Annotated in this window: 8 protein-coding genes; 2 read left to right on the top strand and 6 right to left on the bottom strand. The window is 71.1% G+C overall.

The features are described 5' to 3' along the window. Positions 1–197: 197 nt before the first annotated feature. The 5 genes from AC07C1_RS36635 to rpsO all read right to left on the bottom strand — a co-directional run bounded on the left by AC07C1_RS36635 (position 198) and on the right by rpsO (position 5,706). Positions 198–650 carry a hypothetical protein gene (locus tag AC07C1_RS36635; RefSeq protein WP_478946289.1) on the bottom strand — a complete coding sequence of 151 codons (453 nt, stop codon included), beginning with the start codon at positions 648–650 and terminating at the stop codon, positions 198–200. A 13-nt stretch (positions 651–663) separates the two neighbouring features. Beyond that, entirely contained in the window at positions 664–1,416 is a 753-nt protein-coding gene (gene dapB / locus AC07C1_RS36630) for a 4-hydroxy-tetrahydrodipicolinate reductase (protein ID WP_478946287.1), read from the bottom strand. Between the two features lie 74 nt (positions 1,417–1,490). Then, the gene (locus tag AC07C1_RS36625) at positions 1,491–2,870 is read right to left on the bottom strand and encodes a M16 family metallopeptidase (RefSeq protein WP_478946285.1); all 1,380 of its coding nucleotides are present in this window, start codon (positions 2,868–2,870) and stop codon (positions 1,491–1,493) included. Then, positions 2,867–5,089 (bottom strand): polyribonucleotide nucleotidyltransferase, encoded by a 2,223-nt coding sequence (locus tag AC07C1_RS36620; RefSeq protein WP_478946283.1) that lies wholly within the window; start codon positions 5,087–5,089, stop codon positions 2,867–2,869. Before AC07C1_RS36620 ends, AC07C1_RS36625 begins: the two co-directional genes overlap by 4 nt. 329 nt (positions 5,090–5,418) lie before the next feature. Further along, complete coding sequence (gene rpsO / locus AC07C1_RS36615; protein WP_028802543.1) at positions 5,419–5,706, bottom strand: 30S ribosomal protein S15; 288 nt, start codon at positions 5,704–5,706, stop codon at positions 5,419–5,421. A gap of 268 nt (positions 5,707–5,974) precedes the next feature. Between rpsO and AC07C1_RS36610 the strand changes: the two genes are divergently transcribed. Further along, positions 5,975–6,268 carry a DUF397 domain-containing protein gene (locus tag AC07C1_RS36610; RefSeq protein ID WP_478946281.1) on the top strand — a complete coding sequence of 98 codons (294 nt, stop codon included), beginning with the start codon at positions 5,975–5,977 and terminating at the stop codon, positions 6,266–6,268. A gap of 56 nt (positions 6,269–6,324) precedes the next feature. On the opposite strand, the gene eccD is transcribed toward AC07C1_RS36610, so the two are convergent. Continuing rightward, complete coding sequence (gene eccD, locus AC07C1_RS36605) at positions 6,325–7,827, bottom strand: type VII secretion integral membrane protein EccD (RefSeq protein WP_478946303.1); 1,503 nt, start codon at positions 7,825–7,827, stop codon at positions 6,325–6,327. A gap of 300 nt (positions 7,828–8,127) precedes the next feature. On the opposite strand from eccD, the gene eccCa reads away from it, so the two are divergent. After that, positions 8,128–12,093 carry a type VII secretion protein EccCa gene (gene eccCa, locus AC07C1_RS36600; protein WP_478946279.1) on the top strand — a complete coding sequence of 1,322 codons (3,966 nt, stop codon included), beginning with the start codon at positions 8,128–8,130 and terminating at the stop codon, positions 12,091–12,093. The last annotated feature ends 116 nt before the right edge of the window (positions 12,094–12,209 follow it).

Genomic DNA, 12,209 nt, shown 5'->3' with positions numbered 1-12,209 from the left:
GGCGCCCCCGGCGGCGCCCCCCGTCGGGGCCGGGGCCGCGGTGGTGCGGCCCGGCCCCTCCGGCGTCTCGGACTGGTACCCCGGACGGCTTCCGCCGGGGGCACGCCGTGCTGTCTCGTGAGCCATGGCAACCGACGACAACGCGGCGAGGTGCGGTGCCAGGCCCCGCGAGCCCGGCATGATCCAAACGAGAGGCCCTAGGCCTGGACCGTTCTGCCGTCGTGCAGGGCGATGGCACGCTGCATCGCCTTGCGGGCGCGCGGGGTGTCGCGGGCGTCGTGGTAGGCGACGGCGAGCCGGAACCAGCAGCGCCAGTCGTCGGGGGACGCCTCGGTCTCGGCCTTGCGCTTGGCGAAGACCTCGTCGGCCGAGTCGCGGTCGACTCGGCCGCTCGCGGTGCGCTTCAGCTCGTCGACGGGCAGGCCGCCCTCCGCGTCGAGTTCGGCGGCGAGCTGGTTGGCCCTGCGGACGAACTGGGTGTTCTTCCAGAGGAACCACAGCCCGATGACCGGCAGAATCAGCACCGCCACGCCGAAGGTGACGGTGAGGACCGTGCCGGACTGGATGAGCATGACGCCGCGGCTGCCGGCCAGGACGAAGTAGAAGACCAGGACGGCGGCCGTGACGAGGTAGGTGATCTTCGCGCGCATGATGTCTTCGGGCTCAGCTCAGGTCCAGGAAGTGCTCCAGGCCGAAGGTCAGGCCCGGAGTGGTCACCACGCGGCGGGCGCCGAGCAGGATGCCCGGCATGAAGCTGCTGTGATGCAGGGAGTCATGGCGGATGGTCAGGGTCTCGCCCTCGCCGCCGAGCAGCACCTCCTGGTGGGCCAGGAGCCCGCGCAGCCGGACGGCGTGCACCGGAACCCCGTCGACACTGGCGCCCCGCGCGCCGTCAAGGGCCGTGACCGTGGCGTCCGGCGCCGGAGCGGTGCCGGCTGCCCGGCGGGCCTCGGCGATGAGCTGGGCCGTGCGGGTGGCGGTACCGCTCGGGGCGTCCACCTTGTTCGGGTGGTGCAGCTCGACGACCTCCACCGACTCGAAGTAGGGCCCGGCGAGCTGGGCGAACCTCATCGTGAGGACGGCGCCGATGGAGAAGTTCGGCGCGATGAGCACGCCGGTCTCCGGGGACTGGCCGAGCCAGCCGGTCAGCTGCGCGAGGCGCTCCTCGGTCCAGCCCGTCGTACCGACGACCGCGTGGATGCCGTGGCGCACGCAGAAGTCGAGGTTGCCCATGACGGAGGCCGGGGTGGTCAGTTCGACGGCGACCTGGGCGCCGGTCTCCGCCAGCGTCTCCAGCTTGTCGCCCCGGCCGAGGGCGGCGACCAGTTCCATGTCCTCGGCGGCCTCGACCGCCTTGACCGCCGCGGACCCGATCCGGCCCTTGGCGCCGAGGACCGCCACGCGCAGCTTGCTCATCTTTGCTTCCTTACCGACTTGGCGATTCAGACGACGGAGGGGTTCAGGCGGACGGGTTCAGGCGACGGACGGGTTCAGGCGACGGCGTCGTGCAGCCGCGCGGCCTGTTTGTCCTTCAGCGGGCCGATGACCGACAGCGACGGGCGCTGTCCCAGGATGTCCCGGGCGACCGAGCGGACCTCGTCCGGGGTGACCGCCGCTATCCGGGCCAGCATGTCGTCCACGGACATCTGCTCGCCCCAGCACAGCTCACTCTTGCCGATGCGGTTCATGAGCGCGCCGGTGTCCTCCAGGCCGAGGACGGTGGAGCCCTGGAGCTGGCCGATGGCGCGGCTTATCTCGTCGTCGGACAGACCGTTGACGGCGACGTGGTCGAGTTCGTCCCGGCAGATCCTCAGTACGTCGTGCACCTGGCTCGGGCGGCAGCCGGCGTACACGCCGAACAGGCCGCAGTCGGCGAAGCCGGAGGTGTACGAGTACACGCTGTAGGCGAGGCCGCGCTTCTCCCGGACCTCCTGGAAGAGACGGGAGGACATGCCACCGCCGAGGGCGGTGTTGAGCACGCCCATGGCCCAGCGGCGGTCGTCGGTGCGGGCGAGGCCCGGCATGCCGAGGACGACGTGCGCCTGCTCGGTCTTGCGGCCGAGCAGCTCGACCTGGCCGGCCGTGCGGATCGTACGGCGGCCGTCGCGCGGGGCGACGGGCCGCGCGTCCGGGTCGTTGCCGGCGCCCGCCTTCTCGAAGGCCGCGCGGACCTGTCGGACGACCTTGGTGTGGTCGATGTTGCCGGCGCAGGCGACCACGAGGTGGGTGGGGTCGTAGTGCTTCTTGTAGAACCGGCGGATGCGGTCGGCGGTGAGGGCGTTGACGGTGTCGACGGTGCCGAGGACCGGGCGGCCGAGGGCGTTGTCGCCGAACATGGTGTGCGCGAACAGGTCGTGCACGCAGTCGCCCGGGTCGTCCTCGGTCATGGCGATCTCTTCGAGGATCGCGCCGCGCTCGACGTCGACGTCCTCTTCGAGGATCAGCGAGCCGGTCAGCATGTCGCAGACGACGTCGATGGCGAGCGGCAGGTCGGTGTCGAGCACGCGCGCGTAGTAGCACGTGTACTCCTTCGCCGTGAACGCGTTCATCTCGCCGCCGACCGCGTCGAGGGCGGAGGAGATGTCCAGCGCGCTGCGCCGGGAGGTGCCCTTGAAGAGCAGGTGCTCCAGGTAGTGCGTGGCGCCGTTCAGGGCCGGGGTCTCGTCGCGGGAGCCGACGTGCGCCCAGATGCCGAAGGTCGCCGAGCGCACCGAGGGCAGGGTCTCGGTGACGATGCGCAGGCCGCCCGGGAGGGTGGTCTTGCGGACCGTGCCGATGCCGTTGGTCCCCTGGATGAGGGTTTGGGTACGGGCAACGGCCCGCGCCTCCGAAGAGGTGCGGGCCGTCGCCTTGGAGCTACGGGACGTCACTGGTCGGCGTCGTCCTTCGTCTCGTCGGAGGAACCTTCCTCGCCCTCGATCACGGGAACGAGGGAGAGCTTGCCGCGGGAGTCGATCTCGGCGATCTCGACCTGGACCTTCTGGCCCACGCCGAGGACGTCCTCGACGTTCTCCACGCGCTTGCCGCCGGCGAGCTTGCGGATCTGCGAGATGTGCAGCAGACCGTCCTTGCCGGGCAGCAGGGAGACGAACGCACCGAAGGTGGTCGTCTTGACGACCGTACCGAGGTAGCGCTCACCGACCTCGGGCATCGTCGGGTTGGCGATGCCGTTGATCGTGGCGCGGGCGGCCTCGGCGGACGGTCCGTCGACCGCGCCGATGTAGATCGTGCCGTCGTCCTCGATCGTGATGTCGGCGCCGGTGTCCTCCTGGATCTGGTTGATCATCTTGCCCTTGGGGCCGATGACCTCGCCGATCTTGTCGACCGGGATCTTCACGGTGATGATCCGCGGCGCGTTCGGGGACATCTCGTCCGGACGGTCGATGGCCTCCATCATCACGTCGAGGATGTGCAGGCGGGCGTCGCGGGCCTGCTTGAGGGCCGCGGCCAGGACGGAGGCGGGGATGCCGTCCAGCTTGGTGTCGAGCTGGAGGGCGGTCACGAACTCCTTGGTGCCGGCGACCTTGAAGTCCATGTCACCGAAGGCGTCCTCCGCACCGAGGATGTCGGTGAGGGTGACGTAGTGGGTCTCGCCCTCGACCTCCTGGGAGATCAGGCCCATGGCGATACCGGCGACCGGTGCCTTCAGGGGCACACCCGCGTTCAGCAGCGACATGGTGGAGGCGCAGACCGAGCCCATGGACGTCGAGCCGTTGGAGCTCAGCGCCTCGGAGACCTGGCGGATCGCGTAGGGGAACTCCTCGCGCGTCGGCAGGACCGGCACGAGGGCGCGCTCGGCGAGGGCGCCGTGGCCGATCTCGCGGCGCTTCGGGGAGCCGACGCGGCCGGTCTCGCCGGTGGAGTACGGCGGGAAGTTGTAGTTGTGCATGTAGCGCTTGCGGGTCACCGGGGAGAGGGTGTCCAGCTGCTGCTCCATGCGGAGCATGTTGAGGGTGGTGACGCCCAGGATCTGGGTCTCGCCACGCTCGAACACCGCGGAACCGTGCACGCGCGGGATGGCCTCGACCTCGGCGGCCAGGGTGCGGATGTCGGTGACACCGCGGCCGTCGATGCGCTTCTTCTCCTTGATCACGCGCTCGCGGACCAGCTGCTTGGTGAGCGAGCGGTACGCGGCGGAGATCTCCTTCTCGCGGCCCTCGAACTCCGGCAGGAGCTTCTCGGCGGCGAGCGCCTTGACGCGGTCCAGCTCGGCCTCGCGCTCCTGCTTGCCGGCGATGGTGAGCGCCTGGGCCAGCTCGGGGCGGACGGCGGCGCTGAGCGCCTCCAGGATGTCGTCCTGGTAGTCCAGGAAGACCGGGAACTCGGCGGTCGGCTTGGCGGCCTTCGCGGCGAGGTCGGCCTGGGCGCGGCAGAGGACCTTGATGAAAGGCTTCGCGGCGTCCAGACCGGCGGCGACGACCTCCTCGGTCGGCGCCTCGGCGCCGCCCTCGACCAGCTTGATGGTCTTGTCGGTGGCCTCGGCCTCGACCATCATGATCGCGACGTCGCCGTCCTCCAGGACGCGGCCGGCGACGACCATGTCGAAGACGGCGTCCTCGAGCTCGGTGTGCGTCGGGAAGGCGACCCACTGGCCGTTGATCAGCGCGACGCGGACGCCGCCGATCGGGCCGGAGAAGGGCAGACCGGCCAGCTGCGTGGACGCGGACGCGGCGTTGATCGCGACGACGTCGTACAGGTGGTCGGGGTTGAGCGCCATGATCGTGGCGACGACCTGGATCTCGTTGCGCAGGCCCTTCTTGAAGGACGGGCGCAGCGGGCGGTCGATCAGGCGGCAGGTGAGGATCGCGTCCTCGGAGGGGCGGCCCTCACGGCGGAAGAAGCTGCCGGGGATCTTGCCGGCGGCGTACATCCGCTCCTCGACGTCCACCGTGAGGGGGAAGAAGTCGAGCTGGTCCTTGGGGTTCTTGGAGGCGGTGGTGGCCGACAGCACCATGGTGTCGTCGTCCAGGTACGCCACGGCGGAACCGGCGGCCTGCTTGGCCAGGCGGCCCGTCTCGAAACGGATGGTGCGGGTGCCGAAGGCGCCATTGTCGATGACGGCCTCGGCGTAGTGGGTCTCGTTCTCCACTAGCGTTTTCTCCTCGTCTTCGTCCCTCGGCTGCCCGTGTGGCAGGGGGACGGTTGCGGAAAGCGCTCCGTCTGGTGCGGGCCGGTCTTCGATCGAAGCACCCGGGGCTCGCTTCCCCCCGGGGGCCACTACCGAGGACCGGCGGCGGCGAGGTGCGCTTCTCCTCGTTCTCAGTCGTACGTGTCGTTCAGGGTCGTACGTGTTCTGTGTCCTGCGTATTGCGTTGTGCTACCACACTACAAAGCCTGTGTGACACTCCGCACGTTTCCGCACGTACGGCAAAGGGAGCGGTCCCCGATCTTCCCGGGAACCGCTCCCTCCACGGCGTTCTACTTGGCGCCCGCCGCACCGCGGCGGATGCCCAGGCGGTCGACCAGCGTACGGAAGCGCTGGATGTCCTTCTTCGCCAGGTACTGCAGCAGGCGACGGCGCTGACCGACCAGGATCAGCAGACCACGGCGGGAGTGGTGGTCGTGCTTGTGGGTCTTGAGGTGCTCCGTCAGGTCGGAGATCCGACGGGAGAGCATGGCGACCTGGACCTCGGGGGAGCCGGTGTCGCCCTCCTTCTGGCCGAACTCGGAGATGATCTGCTTCTTCGTAGCGGCGTCGAGCGACACGCGTACTCCTCATGGTCTGTGAGTGGCCACCGAGTGCCCCCGGTCTGTGTCTCGGGGGAGCTTCCGTTACTCGGGAGGCGGGGATCCGCTGGGCGCGGCCTCCAGATCCTGGACGGTTCCGGGGGTGCGTACACAAACGGCCGTCGACCAGAGTACCAGCCAGTGACGGGTGCTCTCGCCGGCGTTCCGGAACCGCGTGGTCCCGGGGGAGGCGGCCACTAGGGTGACCCTGCTGATCGTACGCACGTCGGGAAGGGGTCGCTGCGGCATGGCGGAGACGGAAGAGGAACTCAAGGCGCGCAAGGAACGAGAGCGGGACGAGCTGTACGCGCTCGACATCTCCGGCGTCGAGTGGCAGTGCGCGCCGGGTACGGAGGAGCACGAGGAGCGGGTCGAGATCGCGTACCTGCCCGGTGGTGCCGTGGCGATGCGTTCCTCCCTCGACCCCGGGACCGTGCTGCGCTACACCGAGGCGGAGTGGCGGGCGTTCGTCCTGGGCGCGCGGGACGGGGAGTTCGACCTGCGGCCGATGCCGCACAACGGGGGGCTCGGCGCGCAGTGAGCGGCGCCGGACAGCGGTGACCGGGCCCCGGCTCATCGAGCCGGGGCTCCGTGCCGTCACTTGCTCGTCATCGCCCGCGCGGTCGCGTACACGTCGAAGACCGCCAGGGTGAGCGGGATCAGCGTCAGCAGGACGAAACCCTCGCAGATCTCCAGGAAGCGGCCCCAGAACGGGGTCAGCCCACCGCGCGGCAGGATCAGGCCCAGCGCCGTCACCAGGGCGGTGGCCACGGCGATGACCGCGATCAGCCAGATGGTGCGGATTTCCAGGTCGGTGCGGTCGCCGGCCAGCGCGGCGAGCATCACGTGCCGCGGCGGGTTGAGGGCGAGGCCGAGGCCCAGCAGGACCAGGGAGCCGAGACCGGCGGCCAGGACGGGCGCGACCTGGGCGGTGTAGCGGAAGAGCCCGGCGCGCATCAGCATCGCCACGCCGGTGGCCAGGGCGAGCAGCAGGGCCCAGATGTCGTCGGAGAAGCCCAGTACGGCACAGGCGCCGACGGCGAGGAGCGCGCAGCCGCCGACCAGGCCGACCAGGAGTTCGTGGCCGCGCCGGGCCTGTGCCTCGATGCGCTCGGTGTCCACCGGCTCCGGCGCGGCGGACTCGATGCCGTAGGCGGAGCGGGGGGCGCCGCTGCTGGGGTTCTCGAAGCCGATCGGCAGCCGGGCGAAACGCATCGACATGCCGGGCAGGAAGGCGAGGGCGCCCACGGCGACGGGCGCGCACAGGCCGGCCATCTCGGTCGGGGCCCAGTCGGTGAGGGTGGCGACGAAGACGACGACCAGGGCGATCGCCGAGGCGAGGACGAAGGCCACGAAGGGGCCGTCGCCGTGCGGCGAGCACAGGGTGAGGATCAGCGCGGCGACGAGGACGGCCGCGCACGCCAGCAGGAACTGCAGTCTGCCGATGCCCTCACCGCCGGTCAGGGGCAGCAGCCCGCTGCCACCGACGCCGATGTTGGGCAGCGCGCCGAGGCCGAGGGCGACGGCCGAGCCGCGGTCGTCGTAGACGCGGGCGCGGACCGCGGAGAGCACGACCAGGAGGACGCCGGTGACGGCGGCGAGGATGCCGGCCAGGCCGTGCATGTCGTGGCGCGGGTCGGCGGTCCAGGCGACGAACGCGAGCAGTGCCGGCAGCACTCCGCCGCCGACGAGGCCGGCGGCCCGGGTCAGGTCGCCGCTCCACAGCTTGTGCTGCCTGGTGACGGCGGAGGCGACGGCCTCGGCGACATCGTCGAAGACGGCCGGCGGCAGGGACTCGGCGAACGGCCGCAGGGTGAGGAGTTCGCCGTCGAGAATGCGCTGGGCGGCGAAGGACCGGGCGCTGTCCAGCACGGTCCCGTCGGTGCGGACGAGGTGGTAGCCGACCGGGGCGCCCGCCTCCGAACTCTGCTGGGACAGCCGGAGGATCTCCGGGTAGAGGTCGGCGACCGGGACGTCGTCGGGCAGTGCCACGTCGATACGGCTGTCCGGCGCGACGATGGTGACCCGGCAGAAGCCGAGTCCGGTGCCGGACCCGGAAGGGGCTCCGGTCCCGGTTCCGCCGGTGGCGGCGGCCGTCATGCTCACCTGCTGCTCCCCCTCAGTGGTGGTGGTGCGTCTATGTCGTGAAGGTCTCGTGCCGGTTCGCGCCGCGCACGGCGGCGCGGGTGCCGCAGGGCGGGATTCCCGGGCTCTCCCGCTCCGGCATCGGGCGGGTTGACCAGGTATGTCCAGCCTGCTCGGCATGTGCTCACGCGAACATCCGGCACCCTACCGCTCACCCGTGTCCCGTGAACTCAGTAGGATCACGCGGCGGCCTGCGCCCGCCGGACACGGGGCGGTGGGCGGAAAGCCTGGGTCGGGCAAGGGAATTGGTGAGCGGTGAGCCAGATTGTCGTCAAGCGCCCTGCTAGGGCGCTGCCGTCCGAAGTGCCCACGGAAGAGGTCGTTGTCCAGCCACCGCCCGAACTGCCGCGGGGGCCACAGGAGAGCGTGCTGATGCAGCTCCTGCCCACGTTGGGCATGGGCGGTTCGGTGGTCTTCTTCTTCACGAACGGTCAGCCGTTCATGAAGATCATGGGCATGATCATGATCGCCTCGACGGTGGCGATGTCCATCGCGATGGTGGTCCGCTTCCGCCGCGGCTCCCAGGGCCAGTTGGCCGACATGCGGCGCGACTACCTCAGCTATCTGTCGCAGACCCGCAAGTCCGCCGCGGAGACGGCGCGGACCCAACGGGACGCGCAGTACTACCTGCACCCCTCCCCCGAGCAGCTGTGGGCGCTGGTCGCCGAGGGCAGCCGGGTGTGGGAGCGGCGGCCGGGCGACGAGGACTTCGCGCATGTGCGCATCGGCCTGGGCCCACAGCCGCTGGCCACCCCGCTCGTCGCCCCGGAGACCGGGCCGGTCGAGCAGCTGGAGCCGCTGACCGCGGGCGCGATGCAGCGGTTCCTCGCCGCGCACAGCACCGTCGGCGACCTGCCGATGGCGGTGTCGCTGCGCGCCTTTTACCACGTCACGGTCAGCGGCGAACCGCAGTCCGTACGGGCCTCGGCGCGCGCCCTGGTCGGCGCGCTGGTCTCGCTGCACTCCCCCGAGGACCTGGTCATCGCGGTGGCCGCGGGCCGGGAGGCGCTGCCGCACTGGGACTGGGCCAAGTGGCTGCCGCACGTGCAGACGTCCGCCGAGGTGGACGGCGCGGGCTCCCGCCGCCTGATCAGCCCCGACCCGCGCGAGCTGGAGGACCTGCTCGCCACCCGGCTGACCGGCCGCCCCCGGTTCCACCCCGGCGGGGCGCCGCTGCTGGACGAGCCGCACATCGTGCTCGTCCTGGACAACCTGTCGCTGCTGCCGGACTCGGTGCTCGCCAACCCGGAGGGACTGCAGGGCGTCACGGTGGTCGAGGTGGTGGCGGGCGAACTCACCACGGGGGGCGGCGACCTGTCCGTCGTCGTACAGCCCGGCGCCCTGCGCCTGGACTCCGGGCACGGCATGGTCTACGAGGGCGTCCCGGACGCCCTGTCGTACGAGTCCGCCGAGGCGCTGGCCCGGCAACTGGCGCCGCTGCGCATGGCCTCCGGTGGCGACGACGACCAACCGCTGCTCGCCAACCTGGAGTTCACCGACCTCCTCGGCCTCGGCGACGCGCAGTCCGTCGACACCAAGCGGACCTGGCGGCCGCGCGCGCTCGCGGAACGGCTGCGGGTGCCGATCGGTCTCGGCGAGGACGGCCGGCCCGTGATGCTGGACCTGAAGGAGGCCGCCCAGGAGGGCATGGGCCCGCACGGCCTCTGCGTCGGCGCGACCGGCTCCGGCAAGTCGGAGCTGCTGCGCACCCTGGTGCTGGGCCTCGCCGTCACGCACTCCTCGGAGACCCTGAACTTCGTCCTCGCGGACTTCAAGGGCGGTGCGACCTTCGCCGGCATGGCCCAGATGCCGCACGTGGCGGCGGTCATCACCAACCTCGCCGACGACCTCACCCTGGTCGACCGCATGGGTGACTCGATCCGCGGTGAGCTGAACCGCCGCCAGGAGATGCTCCGCGACGCGGGCAACTACGCCAACATCCACGACTACGAGAAGGCGCGCGCGGCCGGTGCCCCGTTGCAGCCGATCCCCTCGCTGGTCCTGGTGATCGACGAGTTCAGCGAGCTGCTGACCGCCAAGCCGGACTTCATCGAGATGTTCGTGCAGATCGGCCGTATCGGCCGTTCGCTGGGCGTGCACCTGCTGCTGGCCTCGCAGCGCCTGGAGGAGGGCCGTCTGAGGGGCCTGGAGACCTATCTGTCGTACCGGATCGGTCTGCGCACCTTCTCCGCGGCGGAGTCACGCGCGGCGCTCGGTGTCCCCGACGCCTACGAACTCCCGAACGTCCCCGGGTCCGGCTTCCTGAAGTACGGCACGGGCGAGATGGTCCGCTTCAAGGCGGCGTACGTCTCCGGGGTCTACCGCTCGGGCTCGCAGCGCGCGGCACTGGGTGGCGGACCGCTGCCGGTGGACCGGCGGCCCGTGCTGTTCACGGCCACCGAGGTGCCGGTGCACTACACGGCCATCCCGCAACAGCGCCAGGAGTCCCGGCCCGAGGTGGACGAGGCGCTGGCCGACACCGTGCTCGACGTCATCGTGCGCCGGCTCGAGGCGCAGGGCCCGGCGGCGCACCAGGTGTGGCTGCCGCCGCTGGAGAGCCCGCCGTCGCTGGACGCCCTGCTGCCCGGCCTGGCCGCAGTGCAGGGACGCGGCCTGACCCAGCCCGGCTACGAGAGCGCGGGCCGCCTGATCGTGCCGGCCGGCCTGGTTGACAAGCCGTACGAGCAGCGCCGCGACCGCCTGATGCTCGACTTCTCGGGCGCGGCGGGCCACATGCAGATCATCGGCGGCCCGCAGTCCGGCAAGTCCACCCTCCTGCGGACGCTGATCTGCTCCTTCGCGCTCACGCACACGCCGTACGAGGTGCAGATCTACGGCCTGGACTTCGGTGGCGGCGGTATGGCCGCTCTGGACGGCCTGCCGCACGTCGGCGGCATCGCCTCCCGGCTGGACCCGGAACGCGTCCGGCGCACGGTCTCCGAGGTGTACGGCGTCCTCACCCGCCGCGAGGAGTACTTCCGCTCGGCCGGCATCGCCTCGATCGCCGACTACCGTGCCCGCCGCGCCCGGGGCGAGATCTCGGTCACCGACCAGCCGTGGGGCGACGTCTTCCTGGTCATCGACGGCTGGGGCAACTTCCGCACGGACTACGAGGCGCTGGAGTCGGCGGTCCTGGACATCGCCGCCCGCGGTCTCGGCTACGGCATCCACGTCATCATCACGGCGTCGCGCTCGATGGAGGTCCGCGCGAATCTCAAGGACCACCTGATGAACCGCCTGGAGCTGCGCCTGGGTGACGTCATGGACTCGGAGATCGACCGCAAGGTGGCGGTGAACGTCCCCGCGGGCGTCCCGGGCCGCGGTTTGTCCCCCCAGAAGCTGCACTTCATGGCAGCGGTCCCGCGCATCGACGGCCTCACCTCCGACACCGACCTGGCCGAGGCCACCGCGGCGCTGACCACCGAGGTCGGCCGCCACTGGCAGGCGCCTGGCGCCCCCAAGGTACGGCTGCTGCCGCGCCAGCTGGAGGCGGTCCAACTGCCGCCGGGCGACCGCTTCCCGAAGCGGGGCATCGCCTTCGCGCTGGACGAGGAGAACCTGGAGCCGGTGTTCCTGGACTTCGAACAGGACCCGTTCTTCCTGGTCTTCGGCGAGAGCGAGTCCGGCAAGTCCAACCTGCTGCGACTGCTGCTCAAGCAGCTGACGCTGCGGTACGGGGGCGACGAGGCGAAGTTCTTCGTCGTCGACAACCGGCGCTCACTGCTGGACGTCACCCCGTCCACGCACCTGGCGGAGTACATCCCCATGTCCAGCCAGATGGACCACCACATGGCGGCACTGGCCGACCTCATGCAGCGCCGCACCCCGACCGCCGACGTCACCCCGCAGCAGTTGCGGGACCGGAGCTGGTGGCGGGGCCCGCAGGTGTTCGTGGTCATCGACGACTACGACCTCGTCTCCACGTCCAGCGGCAACCCGCTCAGCGGCCTGACCGAGATGCTGCCCTTCGCCCGCGACGTCGGCGTCCGCTTCGTCATCGCCCGCTCCTCGGCGGGCGCGGGCCGCGCCTCCTACGAGCCGTTCATGCAGCGCATGAAGGAACTCGGCGCCCAGGGCATCGTCCTGGCGGGCGACCCGGCGGAGGGCGACATCCTCAACGGCGTCCGGCCCCGGCCGATGCCCGCGGGACGGGGCGTCTTCGTCTCCCGGAAGCGGGGGAAGCCGTTGGTCCAGACGGGGTTGGTGGACGTGGAGTACTGAGAGGCCTGCTCCGCTGGTGACTTGACGACGCTCCCGGTGTGAGGCGGGGGCGTCGTCGATCAGCGCGCTGCCGGCGAGGCGGGCAGCGGGCGGACCAGGGGGCGCGGAGGCGCCCC

It is taken from the genome of Streptomyces sp. NPDC045022 (genome assembly GCF_056432605.1).
Note: the sequence above shows the minus strand (reverse complement) of the source record. Positions and strands in the feature narration are given on the sequence as shown.

What these genes read in the sequence shown, in the direction of transcription:
- AC07C1_RS36635 (WP_478946289.1), bottom strand. Translation starts at nt 650, where the DNA reads ATGCGCGCGAAGATCACCTACCTCGTCACGGCCGCCGTCCTGGTCTTC.
- dapB (WP_478946287.1), bottom strand. Translation starts at nt 1,416, where the DNA reads ATGAGCAAGCTGCGCGTGGCGGTCCTCGGCGCCAAGGGCCGGATCGGG.
- AC07C1_RS36610 (WP_478946281.1), top strand. Translation starts at nt 5,975, where the DNA reads ATGGCGGAGACGGAAGAGGAACTCAAGGCGCGCAAGGAACGAGAGCGG.
- eccD (WP_478946303.1), bottom strand. Translation starts at nt 7,827, where the DNA reads ATGACGGCCGCCGCCACCGGCGGAACCGGGACCGGAGCCCCTTCCGGG.